The sequence below is a fragment of the Microcoleus harperi Pol14_C6 genome (genome assembly GCF_036701295.1).
GTDB lineage: Bacteria > Cyanobacteriota > Cyanobacteriia > Cyanobacteriales > Microcoleaceae > Microcoleus.
Genome location: NZ_JAUBQN010000024.1, coordinates 14,562 through 32,937 on the forward strand (window position 1 = coordinate 14,562; position 18,376 = coordinate 32,937).

Here is an 18,376-nt window from a genome sequence, read left to right on the forward strand (position 1 = left end):
ATTTTTCAACCCGTACTTGGTATTTTGATCCGCTTCGGGGTTTATTTTCACCACCGGGCCCTGCGTTAAACTTCTCCAGAAACTGTGGGGATTAGGGGTTAGATACCCTGCTCCCCATTGACAGGCTTTTCTGGAGAAATCTATTGCACCGCGCCGATTAAACTACAGTTAACACTCGATCGACCTCAGAAGTGTCGCCGCCGTGAGAGTACGCTTGCACCAGAAGTTGCTTTAAATCTTCAATCAGCGGATAGCGGGGGTTCGCTCCGGTACACTGATCGTCAAAAGCACGATCGGCCATTTCCTCAACGCGAGCAAAAAAGAAATCATCACTCATTCCCTGACTGGCAAGAGCCTCCTGAATCGTGCTAGGAAGATCTACCTGACGCTTCAGATCTTCTACCGCTGCGATCAACTTCTCAACTTTTTCATCTTCTGTATCGCCGCCCAAATTCAGATAGTCAGCAATTCGAGCATAACGCCACTTGCTGTTAGGATACTTGTTTTGAGAAAAAATCGCTTGTTTGAACGGAACATCCGTTGCATTGTAGCGAATTACGTGGGAAATCATCAGCGCATTCGCTAAACCGTGAGGGACGTGGCAAGTTGCACCTAATTGGTGAGCTACTGAGTGACAAACCCCCAGAAAAGAGTTGGCAAATGCCATCCCGGCAATCGTAGCAGCATAATGTACTTTCTCCCGCGCTTTCGGATCGTTAGCACCATTTTTGTAAGCGCTGGGCAGGTATTTAAACAGCAAACGAATCGCTTCTAAAGCCAAACCATTTGTATACTCAGAAGCCAACACAGAAACATAAGCTTCTAAAGCGTGGGTTAGCGCATCAATGCCGCCGTAAGCAGTCAGTTTCCGGGGCATATTCAGCGTAAGTTCTGGATCGACGATCGCCATACTCGGAGTCAGAGCATAATCTGCAAGCGGATACTTAATCCCCGATCGTTCATCCGTAACAACTGCAAAAGGCGTGACTTCCGAACCCGTTCCCGAAGTAGTTGGAATTGCCACCATAATTGCCTTTGAACCCAAAGGCGGCAGTTCGTATACCCGCTTGCGAATATCCATAAACCGCATCGCCAATCCTTCAAACTCAATTTCTGGATGCTCGTACATCAGCCACATTACTTTAGCAGCATCCATCGGCGACCCACCACCAAAGGCAATAATCACATCTGGATGGAAACTATTGCAGATTTCTAAACCTTTGCGAACAGTAGCGAGCGAAGGATCGGGTTCCACATCGTAAAATGTGTAGTGATCGATGCCGATTTCTTCCAAACTATCTGTGACTTCCTTAGTCAATCCCAATTCAAACAAAGGTTGATCCGTCACGATCAAAGCACGTTTCTTACCTGCAAGATCCCTCAAAGCTACAGGAAGACAACCCGACTTAAAATAAATCTTGGGAGGAATGCGGAACCACAGCATATTCTCGCGCCGTTCTGCTACGGTTTTGATATTGAGCAGGTGATGGGGTGTCACGTTGACAGAAATGGAATTATCGCCCCAGCTACCGCAACCGAGGGTAAGGGAGGGATCGAGGCGGAAATTGTACAAATCGCCGATCGCACCTTGAGAAGAAGGCGTATTAATCAGCACCCGCGAAGTCTCTAGTTTGCTTTCAAAATAACGAATGTGGTTCTGATTGTGGGGGGCGGTGTAGAGTACAGAAGTATGGCCGTGGCCGCCAAAAATTATCAGCGCTTCAGCTTTGTCTACTGCTTCAGTAAAGTCCTTGGCGCGATACATGGCGAGAATCGGTGAAAGTTTTTCACAAGCAAAGGGTTCTTCTTTACCGACCCCATCCACTTCTCCAATCAAAACCCTGATGTTTGACGGCACTGTAAAACCCGCAATCTGCGCCACCTTTTGCACCGATTGTCCGACAATTTCGGCATTCAATCGACCATCAATTAAGATTACCTGCCGCACTTTTTCCCGTTCTTCAGCATTGAGGAAATAAGCACCGCGCTTGATAAATTCCAGTTGCACTGCATCGTACACCTCATCCACAACAACCACAGATTGTTCCGAAGCACAAATCGTGCCGTTGTCGAAAGTTTTGCTGAGCAAAATTGAGCTGACAGCCATTTGGATGTGGGCGGTTTCATCGATGATGGCGGGAGTATTTCCTGCGCCGACGCCGAGGGAGGGATGTCCTGAAGAGTAGGCAGCTTTTACCATTCCCGGGCCGCCAGTTGCCAAAATTAGTTTGATATCGGGGTGCTGCATCAAAGCTTGGGAAAGCGGCACAGTTGGCTCATCAATCCACCCAATAATATCCGGTGGTGCTCCTGCTGCTACAGCAGCATCGAGGATGATTTTTGCCGCCGCAGCCGTGCAGGATTTTGCGCGGGGATGGGGCGAAAATATAATGCCATTTCTCGTCTTGAGCACGATTAAAGACTTGAAGATGGTGGTGGAAGTCGGGTTAGTTACAGGAACGATTCCCGCCAGCACTCCCACGGGTTCGGCAATGCGTTCGTAGCCAAAATGCCGATCGGACTCGATGATACCGCAAGTCTTGTCGTTTTTGTATTTGTTGTAAATCATTTCCGAGGCAAAATGATTTTTGATTGCCTTATCTTCGATGACTCCCATTCCCGATTCTTTGACTGCTGCTTTGGCTAAGGGGATGCGGGCGGCATTAGCGGCTAAAGCTGCTTTCTTGAATATGCGATCGACTTGTTCTTGAGTGTAGGTGGCAAATTCAGCTTGGGCTGCTTTTACTTTTTGAATTAAGACTTCTAATTCTTCTAAATTGGTAACTTTCATGTTGTTTTTCCTGATGTTTATTTCGGGAAAATTATTGCCTCAATCTTTAATTGGTAGGGAACCCGCCGATCGACGCAAATAATTTCAAGATTGTTGGTGAGTTGCGAACGCGGTCTTTTAATTATTATATACCGCTAGCTCCGATCGCATTTACCCCGCGGCTGCGAAAAATATCAACAGTTTGTTGCACGAGTTCCGGTGAAGCAGGAGGTGTATCTTTGAGTTCGTAATCCAGTTTTAATTGTTCCCATTTGTATTCTCCCATTTTATGAAATGGTAATACTTCGACTTTTTCCACATTGTTCAAACTGGCAATAAACTCCGCTAGTTTTTCTACGTTTTCGATGTCATCTGTGAGGTGAGGAACTAGAACGAATCGAATCCAGGTCGGTTTGCCAATTTCGCTGAGATATTTTGCCATTGCTAAAGTTGGCTCGATGGAAACGTTGGTGACTTTGTAATACAGTTCGGGAATGTAGGATTTGATGTCCAATAAAACCAGATCGGTCATTTCCAGAACCGGTTTAGCAACTTCTAAAAGACAGAATCCTGATGTGTCTAGGGCTGTATGCAATCCCATTTGATGGCAGCGACTAAAGATTTCTCTGACAAAATCCGGCTGCATCAACGGTTCGCCGCCGCTGACGGTAACGCCTCCTTTCCGCAGGTAGGATTTACATTTGGTAATTTGATCGATTAAATAATCAACGGTTACTTCTTTACCATCGTGGGAATTGTGGCAGTCGGGATTGTGACAGTAAAGACAGCGTAACGGACAGCCTTGGGTGAAGACGATAAACCGGATTCCGGGGCCGTCTACGGTACCAAATGTTTCGATTGAATGAATGCGACCAATTCCAGACATTGATTTGGTTTTGAATTTTGCTTGGCTTCAACTGTGCTCGGGCAGCCGTCAAGTTAAAGTTTTAATTTGGGCTTCGATTCCGCTCAGCCAGCGGTTAAATCGTTAATTGAGCGAAGTCGAAGTTTGAGTTTGGGCTTTGCTCAGATACCGTTTAGGTTGGTAGCTGAGCGAAGTCGAAGCTATACCCGTTCGTGGAATGTCCGTTTAATCACATCTAATTGCTGTTCGCGGGTAAGTTTGATGAAATTAACCGCATAACCGGAGACACGAATTGTTAGCTGGGGATAGTTTTCTGGATGTTCCATCGCATCGAGTAATGTTTGCCGATCGAGCGCGTTAACATTGATGTGATGGCCGCCATCGTGGAAGTAACCGTCTATAAGACTAACTAGGTTGTTAGTCCGATCGCTCTCCATTCTGCCCAAGGCCTGCGGTAGAATCGAAAAAGTATTCGATATGCCATCTTGACAATCGCTGTAAGGCAGTTTCGCTACAGAAGATAAGGATGCGATCGCCCCACAGGAATCTCGGCCGTGCATCGGGTTAGCACCGGGAGCAAAGGGTTCGCCTGCTTTGCGTCCGTCGGGAGTGCTACCAGTTTTTTTGCCGTACACTACGTTAGAAGTAATTGTGAGTACCGATTGAGTCGCTACAGCGCCGCGGTAGGTTTTGTGCTGGCGAATTTCGTTCATGAAGCTTTGCACGAGTTCGATGGCTAGACTGTCAACGCGATCGTCATTATTGCCGTATTTTGGATATTCTCCTTCGATCGAGTAATCTACGGCCAAACCTTGCTCGTTGCGAAGCACCTTAACTTTCGCGTGTTTAATCGCCGACAGGGAATCTGCCACCACCGACAATCCGGCAATTCCGCAGGCCATTGTCCGGTAAACATCGCGATCGTGCAATGCTATTTCCAGGCGTTCGTAGCAGTATTTGTCGTGCATATAGTGAATGACATTCAACGTATTGATATACGTTTTTGCCAACCACGCCATCATTTCCTTGAACCGCGCTCTTACCTCTTCATAATCGAGATATTCGGTAGTAATCGGTGGGAACTGCGGCGCGATTTGGTCGCCGGACTTCTCATCTTTACCGCCGTTAATCGCATAGAGCAAAGTCTTAGCCAAGTTAACTCGCGCGCCGAAAAACTGCATTTGCTTGCCAATTCGCATCGCGGAGACACAACAGGCGATCGCGTAATCATCGCCGTATTGAGGACGCATCAAATCGTCGTTTTCGTACTGAATTGAACTCGTCTCGCTGGATACCTTGGCACAGAATTCTTTGAAGTTGTCCGGCAAGTTTTCCGACCACAACACGGTGAGATTTGGTTCTGGTGCAGTACCGAGGTTTGAGAGAGTGTGTAAGAATCGGAAACTGTTGCGAGTTACCAATGTTCTACCGTCATCGCCGATACCGCCGATCGCCTCTGTTACCCAAGTTGGATCGCCCGAAAACAGAGCGTTATAGTCGGGAGTTCGCAAAAACCGCACCATGCGGAGTTTCATGACAAAATGGTCGATCAGTTCTTGCAATTCCACTTCAGAACTCGCGTCGCTTTGCAAATCGCGCTCGAAATAAATGTCTAAAAACGTCGATACGCGGCCGAGAGACATCGCTGCCCCGTTTTGTTCTTTCACTGCTCCCAAGTAGCCAAAATACACCCACTGGACAGCTTCTCGTGCGTTTGCCGCCGGACGGCCAATATCAAAGCCGTAGCTGGCAGCCATTTCTTTTAATTCAAACAAGGCCCGAATTTGCTCGGATAACTCTTCGCGCAAGCGAATTGTTGCCTCGTCCATCGCCTCTAGTTCGAGTGATTCTTGCTGGGTTTTTTTATCATCAATTAGGCGATCGACACCGTACAAAGCAACGCGCCGGTAGTCACCGATAATCCGCCCGCGTCCGTAGGCATCTGGCAAACCTGTGATGATACCAGAACGTCTCGCCAGACGCATCGAGCGCGTGTAAGCATCGAATACACCATCGTTATGAGTTTTGCGATATTTCGTAAATATTTCTTCTGTTTGCGGATCGAGCTGATAGCCGTAAGCTTCTAAACCGGCCTTGACAACGCGAATTCCCCCCAAGGGCATAATCGCGCGTTTCAACGGTCTATCTGTTTGCAAACCTACTATTTGTTCTAAGTCGCGAGCGATGTATCCTGCTGCATGAGCCGTGATAGATGTGGGAACTTTTGTATCAACATCCAATACACCTTTTTCGCGCTCTTGCTTCATTAATTCCAGAACTTTTTGCCAAAGCTGCTGGGTTTTTTCTGTTGGTGCTGTGAGAAATTCTGCATTCCCTTCATAGGGGGTGTAATTCTTTTGGATGAAGTCTCTAACGTTGACTTCGTTTGTCCAGTTGCCTTCAGTAAAGCTGTGCCATTCTGCAAACATAGCTTGCTTTCACCTCAATTTTTTGTTAGCGATCGATCTTTTCTTCTTCGACCACTACATCTACTATATATTTAATTTCAATATTTTAACTACCCGGTTCGCTATTTGTTACAAAAGTTGACTTGTTAATTCCGTGGAAAGAATTAAGATAGATAGTAGGCAGAACATCCTCTTGAATTGTTAAGGAAGCTCTGACCAAATTGGTTCCCGAACTAACACTTTGACAACCGAAATGTTGTTTAAGGGTGGGTGGGTCGGAAACGCGCAATGAGATTTTTTTTTCAGAAACCGCGAACAGCCGAAGAAGCTGAATAAAAAGCAGAAAACAAGTAGAAAAAGAGTTCGGATTGGATGCGGTAGTTATCGAAAGCAGAGCAATATTAATTGCTGATTAATTGAAGTAGGGTATTATGCAGATAAATTCAAGAAATCAAAGCACTGCGAGCGATCCGGCTCACGATATTTGGAAAGAACAGCGTCATCCGCTCGATCGGATTTTTCGGCCTCAGTCCGTGGCTGTAATCGGCGCAACAGAGAGAGAAGGAAGCGTCGGACGTACTATCCTGTGGAACTTGATTCGGAATCCGTTTGGCGGAACAGTTTTTCCAGTGAATCCGCAGCGCCGCAGCGTCTTGGGGCTCAAGTCTTATCCTGACATTGCTAGCGTCCCGGAAGTAGTGGATCTGGCGGTGATTGCTACGCCTGCTGCTGGGGTGCCGCAAGTGATCCGCGAATGTATCGCTGCTGGGGTGAAAGGGGCAATTATTGTTTCTGCTGGGTTTAAAGAGATTGGCGCGGCTGGGGAGGCTTTAGAACAGCAAGTTATCGCCCAAGCGCGTCTGGGCGGAATGCGGATTATCGGCCCAAATTGCCTCGGCGTGATGAATCCCGTGCTTGGGCTCAATGCTACTTTTGCAGGTACGATCGCCCGTCCGGGCAATGTCGCCTTCATCAGTCAAAGCGGCGCCCTCTGTACTTCGATCCTAGACTGGAGTTTGGGGGAAAATGTCGGTTTTAGTGCTTTTGTGTCGATCGGCTCTATGCTCGATGTCGGTTGGGGCGATCTGATCGAGTATTTCGGGGACGATCCCCATACTCACAGTATCGTTTTGTACATGGAATCTATGGGTGATGCTCGTTCGTTCCTGTCCGCCGCCCGCCCAGTGGCGATCGACAAACCGATCATCATTCTCAAGGTAGGACGTACCGCCGCCGCCGCCCAAGCCGCCGCTTCCCATACGGGAGCTTTGACAGGCAGCGATGACGTGCTTAACGCTGCTTTCCGCCGCTGTGGCGCGTTGCGGGTACATACGATTTCCGATTTGTTCGACATGGCAGAAATTCTGGCCAAGCAACCGCGACCGCAGGGCAACCGCCTGTCGATCGTCACCAATGCAGGAGGCCCAGGGGCGATCGCCACTGATGCCTTAATTAGCGACGGCGGTGCCCTGGCAGATCTGGCACCGGAGACGGTGCTGCAGCTTGATGAGTTTTTGCCGCCTCAGTGGAGTCATCACAACCCGATCGATATTTTGGGCGATGCTAGTAGCGATCGTTACGCCAAAACTCTAGAAGTGGTCGCTCCCGATCCCAATAGTGACGGATTGCTGGTCATCCTGACGCCACAAGCGATGACAAATCCCACCCAAACCGCAGAAAAACTCAAGTCTTACAGCCAACTCGGAAAGCCCTTATTAGCAAGCTGGATGGGCGGTGTGGAAGTGTCAGCGGGAACGCAAATTCTCAATCAGGCAAATATTCCGACTTTCCCCTATCCCGATACCGCCGTCAGGTTATTCAACTATATGTGGCGGTACACATACAACCTGCGCGCTATCTACGAAACGCCATCTCTCCCCGCTGATTGCGAAATCGAGACTTCCGGGTGTGCGACTGCTGCGAAAATTTTGACTGCAGCCCGCCAAAACAATCGCACTCTATTAACCGAGTACGAATCAAAACAGTTGCTGGCAGCTTACGGCATTCCCACCGTAGCGACAGAAATTGCAGCGAGTGCGGCCGAAGCTGTAGAAATTGCCGATCGCCTCGGTTATCCTGTGGTGCTAAAACTCCATTCTGAGACGATTACTCACAAAACCGATGTGGGGGGCGTAAAACTAAATTTAGGCGATGCTAAGGCTGTAATTAGTGCCTTTGAGGCGATCGCCCAGCGGGTACGGGCGATCGATCCTGCAGCGTTTCTCGGCGTAACCGTGCAGCCGATGGTGCATTTGGAAGGCTACGAACTAATTTTAGGTAGCAGTATCGACCCACAATTTGGGCCGGTGATGCTGTTTGGTTCCGGCGGACAATTAGTCGAAGTCTTTCAAGATCGATCGCTGGCACTTCCGCCTTTAAATACCACCCTAGCGCGGCGGATGATGGAGCAAACGCGCATCTATAAAGCTTTGCAAGGAGTGCGCGGTCGATCGGCAATTGACTTGGTACAACTCGAACAGTTATTAGTTCGTTTTAGTCAACTGATTGTAGAGCAACCTCAAATTGCCGAGATTGATATTAATCCCCTGTTGGTTTCTCCTGAAGGTGCGATCGCTCTTGATGCCCGCGTTGTTCTGCAAACAACGGAAAACCCCATTTCACCCGCGATTCGCCCCTATCCTACGCAATACGTTCAAACATGGTCAACAAACGGCGATCGTCCCATCACCATCCGTCCGATTCGTCCAGAAGATGAGCCGCTGATGGTGCTGTTCCATGAAGAACTTTCGGAAGAGAGCGTGTATTTGCGCTACGCTCACATGGTAAAGTTAAAGCACCGCATCGCTCACGAACGTTTGACCCGGATTTGTTTTATTGACTACGATCGGGAAATGCTGTTAGTAGCCGATCGTCAAGACCCGAAAACCTCAGAACACCGGATTTTGGGAGTAGCGCGTCTGAGCAAACTCCACGGCAAAAACGAAGCCGAATTTGCCCTGATCGTTAGCGATAGCTATCAGCAGCGCGGTTTGGGAACAGAATTATTGAGGCGGCTGCTGCAAATTGGTCAGGAAGAGAAATTAGATGCGATCGTCGGCTACATTCTCAATAGCAACTACAAAATGCAGAGCCTCTGTAAAAAACTAGGATTTGAACTCCAACCAGACCGAAGCGAAGGAATGTTGAAAGCTGTTTTTGTCTGCTAATAGCAAGTTGGGTTAAATAATTCTCATTCATCACAACTAAAGTCCTCACTACAAACTTTATAGGTTGGTAGTGAGGACTTTAATCCTGAAACTCAGATGCTACTAAGCTGCAGCCAAATTTGCTGCTGCGAAATCCCAGTTAGCCAAATTATCCAAGAAATTAGTAATGTAGTCGGGACGGCGGTTTTGGAAATCCAAATAATAAGCGTGTTCCCACACATCCAAAGTCAGCAACGGAGTTTGGCCGTGTGCTACCGGGGTGTCGGCGTTAGCAGTTTTGGTGACTTTCAAAGTGCCGTTGTCCACAACCAGCCAAGCCCAGCCGCTACCGAACTGAGTTGTCGCAGCAGTCTTGAATTCTTCTTTGAATTTGTCGAAGCTGCCGAAGTCAGCGTTAATTTTGTCAGCTAAAGCTCCTGTTGGAGTGCCGCCGCCGCCCGGTTTGAGGGAATTCCAAAAGAAATTGTGGTTCCAAACTTGACCTGCATTGTTAAAAATGCCTGCTTTGGATGGGTCTTTAGCAGATTCCTTGACAATTTCTTCAAGGGATTTGCTCGCCATTTCAGTCCCTTCAATCAGTTTATTCAGATTGGTCACGTAAGCAGCGTGGTGCTTGTCGTGGTGGAACGAAAACGTGTTGGCCGACATATGAGCTGGTTCTAAGGCGTCAGCGGCGAAGGGTAATGGTGCGAGTTCAAATGCCATTGTGTTCAATCCTCTCTGGATTACTTTGGGTTTTTCGGTTGACTTGGTGGCTTTTGTATGACTAAAGCCGAGAGTCACTAGCTTGAGTTTATCAAGCTGTGGTAAATAATTCTTTACAATTTTCCTATTTTATAGCAGTTGCAGCAGTTTAGGATTTTGAGTTCTGCTTTTCACCAGTCAAATCTACTAATAGCAGGTCTTAAATAGCACAAAGTTTGGCAAAATGTCAACCCGCCAGCGCGGTAAATAAAAGTTGGTGGGAAATTGTCAACAGAGGGAATTTTTATAATGGTGATAAATAAATTAAACCTATTTTTTGTCAAAGATAAGTTCAGATTAACTTAAGCTGTAAGTAAGTCAAACAGATTGCAGGAGTAGTCTATGCAAAACCGTTCAAATAACCAGATTAATCACCCCCCGCAATGGTTGAATCTAAAACTAATAGTCACCGCTCTGGAAACAGTCCAAGATTTAATTGTAATTTCTTTGTGTATTGGTTTGTTCTGTTTCATGGTACTCGAACTGCGAGAAATGTTTTTCTCGCTGCTGCCTCCTTTGAATTTTCAGGAAGTGACTGCCGACATTCTATTTTTATTGGTTTTGGTGGAATTATTTCGGCTGCTAATTATTTACTTGCAAGAGCAGCGCGTTTCGATAGGGGTGGCTGTGGAAGTTTGTATAGTATCTGTTTTGCGAGAGGTTATCGTGCGGGGAGTGCTGGAAACTCCCTGGGTTCAAATATTATCAACAGGCGCATTTTTGCTGGTTTTGGGGGTGCTGTTGGTAGTCCGAGTTTGGTTGCCGCCAACTTTCGAGGGAATTGACCCGGAACGCCGCCTTGCTAGCAGAAATAGAAAATTTTCAGAGCCTGAATCTTCTGTCGAGCCTCTTGCAGTCAATAGCAAGTTTAATTCTCACTGAGTATGGCGGCACAGGCGATTTTAGATTTTAGATTTACTCTGATATTGCTTGTCACGTTACCAGTCATCATTTCCCGTAAAATCAACCTGATAACGTTTGTAGTGAGGACTAAAAACCTCTGAAAATACCGATAATTTTAGTCCTCACTACAAATACAAGCTTCATCAGCCATGCCCAATTATTAAAATCTTAAATCTCAAATCTCAAATCTCAATGGTATTACCCGTTAGCCTGCAATTCTCCCAAACGAGCCAACACTTCTTTTGAGTGAATCGCCGGATTAATCTTCACAAAAGTTTCCCGCAAAATGCCTTTATGGTCAATAATAAAACTGTGCCGCGCCGAGATAAAACTCATCCAAGAACCGTAAGCTTTACTCACTTTACCGTCGGTATCAGCTAACAGCGGAAACTTCAAACCTTCGGAATCGCAAAATTCCGCGTGAGAGTTGACATCATCAGCGCTAATGCCGATAATTTGAGTATTCTTTGCCAAGTATTTCGGCAAGTCTTCCTGAAATCGACGTGCTTCGATCGTACAACCAGATGTAAAGTCTTTCGGATAGAAATAGACTACCAGCCACTTGCCGCGATAATCAGAGAGGGAGACTTGTCCGTCGCCGCTGTTTGTTGGCAAAGAAAACTCCGGCGCTGGTTGATTTACCGTCGGAAGCTTGCCGCCGAGGGCAAATGCAGGTGTGGCAAAATTGAAACTTAGAAAAACTAGACAAATTGCCAATAAAGTGGTAAAAAACTTGCGGCGAGAAATCATAAATTTAGAAGTAGAACTGTACTTAAGACAAGTTTACAGTTTTCTGATTAAATGGGTAGGGGCAATTCGTGGATTGCTTCTAAAACCCCAATATCACTCACTCAAATAGCAATTTACCCATGAGCGCTGCACTCCCGTTAACAGGCAAAGCTATAGTAGTCCAGGTAATTAACGGTCAACCCGTTGTGATCGAAGTAGACGGCACTAATGCCCCGATTACTGGAGGAAATTTTGTTGACTTAGTTGAACGAGGCATTTACGACGGAGTGATGTTTCACCGAGTTGTGCGCCAGCCAGAGCCTTTTGTGGTGCAAGGAGGCGATCCGCGCAGCAGAGATACGACAATTCCAGCAAGTCAATTGGGAACGGGTAGTTTTATTGACCCGGATACCAATCAAGCGCGTTTTATTCCTTTGGAAATTAAGCCGCAAGGAGCCGCGGAACCTGTTTACAACCAAGTTGTAACCCAGACGCCGCAGTTGCAGCACACTCGCGGGGCTGTGGCAATGGCTCGTTCTAATGCTTTGAATTCGGCTTCTTCGCAGTTCTATTTTGCTTTGGATGATTTGCCATTTTTGGATGGAAATTATGCTGTTTTTGGCAACGTTATTGGAGGTTTTGAAACGGTGAATGCGGTGCAGCAGGGCGATCGCATTTCTACCGCAAAAGTCGTTGGAGGAATCGTCCCCAGTCGGGTTTCTAGCATCATTAGCGATGTTAATGTACTCAACGATTTAATTAATAGTACCAATTTTGTAAATCTGCCTTTAGGGGCCCTCAGATTGGCCAACACCCCAAACAACTATCAAGTCACTTCCCAAGACTCTCAGCAAAATCCTAACGGTGTAGTGGGAGGTAGCGCAAACGATCGCATCCTCGGTTCAGCGACGGATGATGCAATTAATGGCAGCCAAGGCAACGATACCCTCACGGGCGAAGCAGGCGACGACTTTTTGCGAGGCGGCAAAGGTAACGACTCGATTAGCGGCGGTGTTGGCAACGATATTATCAACGGAAATCTCGGCGACGATAATCTCAATGGCGATGCTGGTAATGACTTTTTGCGAGGCGGCAGAGGAAACGATGTTTTAATCGGGGGCGATGGTAACGATATTTTACTTGGCGATATTGGCAGTGATACTCTGACCGGCGGTGGCGGTACTGATACGTTTGTTCTGGTTACGGGTGAAAATCTGGAGTTGGATGGGTCGAGCGATATAATTCTTGATTTTAGGCCGTCCGAGGGCGATCGCATTGGCTTAACCAGCGGTTTATCCAACACCTCATTCACCCAATCAGGTAGCAACACACTCATTCAATTTGGAGGAGCTACTTTGGCTGTCGTTCAAAATGCCACCCCCGCAGCAGTTCAAAATGCTGCTTTTACAATTAACTTTTCTACTGCTGTCGTTGCCGATAGCTTGCCTTCCAGAGACGCCGCCTTGAGTATTGGCTAACTCTCACAAGACTGAGGCAATTAGAGGTGTAGGGTGCTCTTCGGTACACATTACCTGATTATCAATTGGCAATTGCCAATTGATAATTACCAAGTTCAACTAACACCATAGCTTTGTAATTTGAGAAACTGCCTCTTGATAAGAATCCATTCTCCCCTGCTGCTTAAAAAGCTCGGCAGCCTTTTGGAAATCCTCAAATGCTCCCTGAACCTCTCTCAGTTTATATCTAGTTACTCCTCGGTTGAAGTAAGCTTTAGCAAAATCGCTATCGAGGCGAATTGCTGACTCAAAATCAGCTAGTGCTGCCAGGGAATTCTCCATTTGCAGGTGGATAGCACCTCGGTTAAAATAAGATTGAGCTACATTAGGGTTGAGCAGGAGTGCCGAGGTGTAATCTGCGATCGCCGCAGTATAATCTTTTAAACGAGTCAGCATAAACCCCCTATTGCTGTAATACTTGGCTTGGTAAGGATTGAGTTCGATAGCTGTAGTTAAATCTTCGATCGCCGATTGCTTGTAGCCTAATTTGTAGCGGGCCACACCGCGATCGTGGTAAGCTGACGCGAATTGCGGATTAATGTTAATTGTGGCAGTAAACTTTTTAATAGCGCCGTGCAAGTCTTGTTGTTCGAGATTTTTTAAACCTTGAGTGTAAAACTTTTTGGTACTAATTTTTAAATTTGCCTCTTGTCGGGATTCAGCTTGATCCCCCGAAAATACGCCAGCAATATTAGTGAATCCCAAAGATTCGATCGAATTGAAAATAGTTGTGACAACTAATTGGGTTGGGAAAAGGGGGATAGTAGGCATGGCAGAAGTGCTGTTCAACTGTATGCTCTTATTTTCCTCCATAGCTGAGCTATTGACAGTGATATCCGCAGTCTCAGGAACGTGATAAGTTTGATGAGATTAGGTGATGCTGGGGCTTGAGTTGTGTGATGAAAGTTGGGCTTAGTTAGTGATGCCGATCGCAATTAACAAAAATTGCGTCTATAATCCTTTAAATATAAGGCTTGTAGGCTAGAGGAGCGGTTTCTTGGTTCCCATATTGAGGAGTTTATACCAGGATTGTTTGCAGATATGCCCCTGGCGGAGCGATCGCAACTGGCTGCGGCAAGTATTACTTTGTAGCGATATTGCACTGGCAAATCCCGATCGAACTTCCGGTTATTTTATACCAGGTTTTTAGGAAAAATATTAGTTTGGCAGCGAGGCATCTCTGAAGCAAGGGTGTTTGTCGCTCAAAGCGCGTCTAAGACAAGCTGAGTTAAGTTTGTACCTGCTGCTACCCTGATTAACATTTCACTACACTAATATTTTTGAGCGATCTTGCTGAGGAAAGTTGCAGATTATTTGCTATGCTTTGAGTAGACATCAATAATTTATGGCGCAAATTAGTGCCAATGAAAAAAGTTATGAGGTTGAAAACTTTCTTTGCTGCATTGTTGGCGATCGTCCAGTTCACTCTCTACTTAACTCCTCCTGTTATGGCAGCGAATACGGAGGATGTGAGTCACCTATTAAAAGATAATTGGTGCGTCAGCTTTCTGTGGCAGCAATGCGATTTGAGTGCCGTAGATTTGCGGGGCGCTAATCTCCAAGAAGCCAATTTGTCCGGCGCTAATTTGTCCGGCGCTAATTTGTCCGGTGCTAACTTAAAGAATGCGGATCTTTCTGACGCAGACCTCACCGGCGCTAATTTAGCAAATGCTGATATTTTAGGCACGGATCTCAGTCGAGCCAATTTGACCGAAGCTAATTTCAACGGCACGAAGTTGTGGGATGCTAATCTGACTTTGGCAAATCTGAGTCGCGCCAATTTACAAGATGCTAATGTCTTAGATTCTCGGCTTTGGGGAAGCAATCTTACCCAAGCTAATTTAAGGGATGCGACGCTGCACGGTGCTGACTTGCAATATGCTAATTTGGCAGACACTAATTTAACAGGTGCTGACTTGCACAGCTTCTTTTTCCGAGGTTCCAAACAAGTCACAAATTTGAGCAATGCTAATTTGGAAGGCGCTCTTTTAACGGGAGCAAATCTCAGGGGTGCGGTGCTAGCAGGGGCAATAATGCCGGACGGGTCTATTAATGAAGAAAGTGGTTTTAATTTAAAGTAGAGTTAAATTAAAGTCTGTTTGAATAATTTCAAGAACAGGCTTTCGGGCAGATTTCGCAGTCAATGAATTATGTGGTTCAATAGGCTGCGCCCGTTGCCAACAGCTTGTTGAGGATGCTGTCAAGATATCAATTTAAACCAGGGTGCGATCGACTTTTTAACTCCCAAGCTGCGCCCGTGGCCAAGAGCTTGTTGAGGGTGCTGTCAAGATATCAATTTAAACCAGGGTGCGATCGACCTTTTAACTCCCAACCAGTAAATATCGCTAAAATCTTAAATTTCAAACCTAACCTGCGCGCATCTGTTACAATTTTCAACAAAGCCAGAACAGCCCCAAGCTTGAAGTCACCTGCCTAGGGATACAAGCCCCCCACAGGAGTCGTGAAGAGCAAAAATATTAGATATTTCGTTTAAGCTTCCAGATTCATCTCTAGAGGCTCTCTAAAATCTAAAATCGACTGTTGTGGAGTCAATCTAAAATCTAAAATCTAAAATCTAAAATCGACTGTTGTGGAGTCAATCTAAAATCTAAAATCGACTGATGGAAACCTTGCAAACTCAACTTTACGAACTCGCACAATTTGCTAATTATTTAGTAAATACTCAACTGACAAACCTCAGTTTAGTCAGCGTCGGAGTCATCTTTCTGGCAGGGTTGCTAACCAGCTTAACGCCCTGTATGCTTTCAATGTTGCCGATCACGATCGGCTACATCGGTGGATACGAAGCAAAAAGTCGCCTGCAAGCTGCAGCCCAGTCTGCGTGGTTTTCCCTGGGATTAGCCACCACCCTTGCGGGTTTAGGTATTGTAGCATCATTTGCCGGACAAGTTTACGGCAAAATTGGCCTGGGTTTGCCGATTCTTGTCAGCATTATTGCTATTCTAATGGGGCTGAATTTACTCGAAGCTTTACCCTTACAAATGCCGTCTTTCGACGCTGTGGGGTGGGTGCCGAAAGATTTACCGACGGGCGTGCGATCGTACTTATTGGGCTTAACTTTTGGTTTGGTAGCATCTCCCTGCAGCACTCCGGTTTTAGCTACACTCTTAGCTTGGGTTTCCAAAACGGGAGATACAGTTTTAGGTGGTGTGTTGCTGTTGTTTTATGCTGCTGGCTACGTCGCTCCGCTGATTATAGCAGGTACTTTCACTGCTAGCATTAAAAAGTTGTTAGAATTACGTCGGTGGTCGAGTTGGATTACGCCTGTTAGCGGCGTTTTGCTGGTAGGATTTGGCGTTTTCTCTCTGCTTTCCCGCATCCTTCCCGCTTAAGTTTAGTAGTAAGGACTTCAGTCTTTATTTAAAGATATAGCAATCTCTACTGAAGGCGTGAATTAAGTTTTTTTTAACGAACCGCGAAGACACAAAGAAAAGAAAGAAAAGAGAAAGAATTCAAAATTGATTGATTTTCTTGATTAAAAAATAATAATATTTTGTTCATATTTTGCTTTTCCCTCCTTTTTCTTCCTTCTCCCTTCTTCCATGCGTTACATCTTGTACACTGATTCGTTGCCGAACTTCCTTCCATCTGTTACAAAATCCGTTGCCGAACTTTCTTCATAATTACCAATGACATCAAAAGAAGTATTTCTATCTAAACTATCAAATTGGGCGACTGCCCCTCAAAGGTTTTTCAAGCGAGAACTCTTACCGGTGCTAGCAGATTTGCGGCTGGCAATTATCTTGCTGCTGGCGATCGCATTTTTCAGCATTTCTGGCACTGTCATCGAACAAGGTCAATCAGTACCATTTTACCAATCTAACTATCCAGAACACCCCGCTTTGTTCGGCTTTCTAACTTGGAAAGTTGTGCTAATTGCAGGACTAGATCACGTATACCGGACTTGGTGGTTTTTGTCAATCCTAATTTTGTTCGGCAGCAGCTTAACAGCTTGTACATTTACCCGACAATTTCCCGCATTAAAAGCCGCCCGCCGCTGGAAATTTTATGAAGAACCAAAGCAGTTTGAAAAATTAGCTCTCAGTGCTGAATTAGAAACAGTTACTTTAAGTTCGTTAGAACCACTTTTGCAGCAAAAAAACTACCGCATATTTCGAGAAGGCGAAAAAGTTTATGCTCGCAAGGGAATAATTGGTAAAATCGGCCCGATTATTGTTCACGCCAGTATGCTAATTATTTTAGCTGGGTCGATGTGGGGCGCGATGACGGGATTTCTAGGTCAAGAAATGGTTCCCAGCGGCGAAACATTTCAGGTGCAGAATATCTTGGATGCGGGGCCTTGGGCGGGGCCGCAAATACCGAAGGATTGGTCGCTGCGAGTTAATCGGTTTTGGATAGATTATACTCCCGAAGGCGGCATCGACCAATTTTACTCTGACCTGTCAGTTTTGGACAAAACAGGCCAAGAGGTCGATCGCAAAACCATTCATGTTAACCAGCCCCTCAGATACCGGGGAGTCACTTTTTATCAAGCAGATTGGGCAATATCCGCCGTGCGAGTTCGCCTCAACAAAAGCCCGGTTTTACAATTGCCAATGGCTCAGTTAGACACCCAAGGTCAAGGCAGAATTTGGGGTGCTTGGATTCCCACAAAACCTGATTTGAGTGCGGGAGTTTCTCTGCTAGCAAAAGACTTGCAAGGAACGATGTTAGTGTACGGTACGGATGGCAAATTGTTAACTACAGTTCGCGCAGGGACGGCGGTAGAAGTTAACGGAGTGATGCTGACAATTGACGAAGTTGTAGGCAGTACGGGATTGCAAATTAAAGCCGATCCAGGAATTCCAATAGTTTATACTGGCTTCGGGTTGTTAATGCTCAGCGTGCTGATGAGCTATCTGTCTCACTCGCAGATTTGGGCTTTGGAAAAAAACGGCAAACTATATATCGGCGGGCGCACAAATCGTGCCCAGGTAAGTTTTGAAAGAGAAGTTGTGGAGATTTTGGACAAGTTGGCAGAATCGAAAACAGCAGAGGAAAAAAGTGCGTTAAGCGAAGCTATCCCGTAGGGAATCGCCCCGACTTCTGTTGCAAGTCAAAGCTAACCCTAGGGTGCGCACTGCGCACCTTACACCAACGATAAATATCAAAAAGATTAGTTGAGTTTGTAGGGTGCGCCTTGCCAAATTTGTTGAGGTGGTTAATGTGAACCGGAGAAAAAGCAGAAAACCGCTATTTCACTTTCCGAGTTTTCAAATTTCAGTAATGAAAATTTCTATACGGAGCTTTGG

Annotated in this window: 12 protein-coding genes; 6 read left to right on the top strand and 6 right to left on the bottom strand. The window is 46.1% G+C overall.

What is annotated here, in order from left to right:
• Positions 1-157 precede the first annotated feature (157 nt).
• The 3 genes from adhE to pflB form a co-directional block, all read right to left on the bottom strand.
• Positions 158-2,791 (bottom strand): bifunctional acetaldehyde-CoA/alcohol dehydrogenase, encoded by a 2,634-nt coding sequence (gene adhE / locus QUA27_RS16910; RefSeq protein ID WP_333069209.1) that lies wholly within the window; start codon positions 2,789-2,791, stop codon positions 158-160.
• Between the two features lie 124 nt (positions 2,792-2,915).
• Positions 2,916-3,656, bottom strand: coding sequence for a pyruvate formate-lyase-activating protein (pflA, locus tag QUA27_RS16915; RefSeq protein ID WP_333069210.1), 741 nt, complete (start codon positions 3,654-3,656; stop codon positions 2,916-2,918).
• 179 nt (positions 3,657-3,835) lie between these two features.
• Positions 3,836-6,064 (bottom strand): formate C-acetyltransferase, encoded by a 2,229-nt coding sequence (gene pflB / locus QUA27_RS16920; RefSeq protein ID WP_333069212.1) that lies wholly within the window; start codon positions 6,062-6,064, stop codon positions 3,836-3,838.
• A 410-nt stretch (positions 6,065-6,474) separates the two neighbouring features.
• Between pflB and QUA27_RS16925 the strand changes: the two genes are divergently transcribed.
• A complete protein-coding gene (locus QUA27_RS16925; RefSeq protein WP_333069213.1) occupies positions 6,475-9,210 on the top strand; it encodes a bifunctional acetate--CoA ligase family protein/GNAT family N-acetyltransferase in 2,736 nt (911 codons plus the stop codon).
• Positions 9,211-9,312: 102 nt separating this feature from the next.
• Here QUA27_RS16925 and QUA27_RS16930 read toward each other — a convergent pair whose 3' ends face one another.
• Complete coding sequence (locus QUA27_RS16930; RefSeq protein ID WP_333063623.1) at positions 9,313-9,915, bottom strand: superoxide dismutase; 603 nt, start codon at positions 9,913-9,915, stop codon at positions 9,313-9,315.
• A 381-nt stretch (positions 9,916-10,296) separates the two neighbouring features.
• Between QUA27_RS16930 and QUA27_RS16935 the strand changes: the two genes are divergently transcribed.
• Positions 10,297-10,836, top strand: coding sequence for a phosphate-starvation-inducible PsiE family protein (locus QUA27_RS16935; RefSeq protein ID WP_333069215.1), 540 nt, complete (start codon positions 10,297-10,299; stop codon positions 10,834-10,836).
• Positions 10,837-11,055: 219 nt separating this feature from the next.
• Here QUA27_RS16935 and QUA27_RS16940 read toward each other — a convergent pair whose 3' ends face one another.
• Complete coding sequence (locus QUA27_RS16940; RefSeq protein WP_333069216.1) at positions 11,056-11,607, bottom strand: peroxiredoxin; 552 nt, start codon at positions 11,605-11,607, stop codon at positions 11,056-11,058.
• A 119-nt stretch (positions 11,608-11,726) separates the two neighbouring features.
• Between QUA27_RS16940 and QUA27_RS16945 the strand changes: the two genes are divergently transcribed.
• Complete coding sequence (locus QUA27_RS16945; protein WP_333069217.1) at positions 11,727-13,064, top strand: peptidylprolyl isomerase; 1,338 nt, start codon at positions 11,727-11,729, stop codon at positions 13,062-13,064.
• Between the two features lie 99 nt (positions 13,065-13,163).
• On the opposite strand, the gene QUA27_RS16950 is transcribed toward QUA27_RS16945, so the two are convergent.
• Entirely contained in the window at positions 13,164-13,874 is a 711-nt protein-coding gene (locus tag QUA27_RS16950) for a tetratricopeptide repeat protein (RefSeq protein WP_333069218.1), read from the bottom strand.
• 593 nt (positions 13,875-14,467) lie between these two features.
• Here QUA27_RS16950 and QUA27_RS16955 point away from each other — a divergent pair.
• The 3 genes from QUA27_RS16955 to QUA27_RS16965 all read left to right on the top strand — a co-directional run bounded on the left by QUA27_RS16955 (position 14,468) and on the right by QUA27_RS16965 (position 18,154).
• A complete protein-coding gene (locus QUA27_RS16955; RefSeq protein WP_333069219.1) occupies positions 14,468-15,184 on the top strand; it encodes a pentapeptide repeat-containing protein in 717 nt (238 codons plus the stop codon).
• A 540-nt stretch (positions 15,185-15,724) separates the two neighbouring features.
• Positions 15,725-16,456, top strand: coding sequence for a cytochrome c biogenesis protein CcdA (locus QUA27_RS16960; RefSeq protein ID WP_445251520.1), 732 nt, complete (start codon positions 15,725-15,727; stop codon positions 16,454-16,456).
• 297 nt (positions 16,457-16,753) lie between these two features.
• Positions 16,754-18,154, top strand: a complete 1,401-nt coding sequence (locus tag QUA27_RS16965) for a cytochrome c biogenesis protein (protein WP_333069220.1) — start codon at positions 16,754-16,756, stop codon at positions 18,152-18,154.
• Positions 18,155-18,376: the final 222 nt, after the last annotated feature.

Coding starts and splice junctions, on each gene's coding strand:
- adhE (WP_333069209.1), bottom strand. CDS start 2,791: ATGAAAGTTACCAATTTAGAAGAATTAGAAGTCTTAATTCAAAAAGTA.
- pflA (WP_333069210.1), bottom strand. CDS start 3,656: ATGTCTGGAATTGGTCGCATTCATTCAATCGAAACATTTGGTACCGTA.
- pflB (WP_333069212.1), bottom strand. CDS start 6,064: ATGTTTGCAGAATGGCACAGCTTTACTGAAGGCAACTGGACAAACGAA.
- QUA27_RS16925 (WP_333069213.1), top strand. CDS start 6,475: ATGCAGATAAATTCAAGAAATCAAAGCACTGCGAGCGATCCGGCTCAC.
- QUA27_RS16930 (WP_333063623.1), bottom strand. CDS start 9,915: ATGGCATTTGAACTCGCACCATTACCCTTCGCCGCTGACGCCTTAGAA.
- QUA27_RS16935 (WP_333069215.1), top strand. CDS start 10,297: ATGCAAAACCGTTCAAATAACCAGATTAATCACCCCCCGCAATGGTTG.
- QUA27_RS16940 (WP_333069216.1), bottom strand. CDS start 11,607: ATGATTTCTCGCCGCAAGTTTTTTACCACTTTATTGGCAATTTGTCTA.
- QUA27_RS16945 (WP_333069217.1), top strand. CDS start 11,727: ATGAGCGCTGCACTCCCGTTAACAGGCAAAGCTATAGTAGTCCAGGTA.
- QUA27_RS16950 (WP_333069218.1), bottom strand. CDS start 13,874: ATGCCTACTATCCCCCTTTTCCCAACCCAATTAGTTGTCACAACTATT.
- QUA27_RS16955 (WP_333069219.1), top strand. CDS start 14,468: ATGAAAAAAGTTATGAGGTTGAAAACTTTCTTTGCTGCATTGTTGGCG.
- QUA27_RS16960 (WP_445251520.1), top strand. CDS start 15,725: ATGGAAACCTTGCAAACTCAACTTTACGAACTCGCACAATTTGCTAAT.
- QUA27_RS16965 (WP_333069220.1), top strand. CDS start 16,754: ATGACATCAAAAGAAGTATTTCTATCTAAACTATCAAATTGGGCGACT.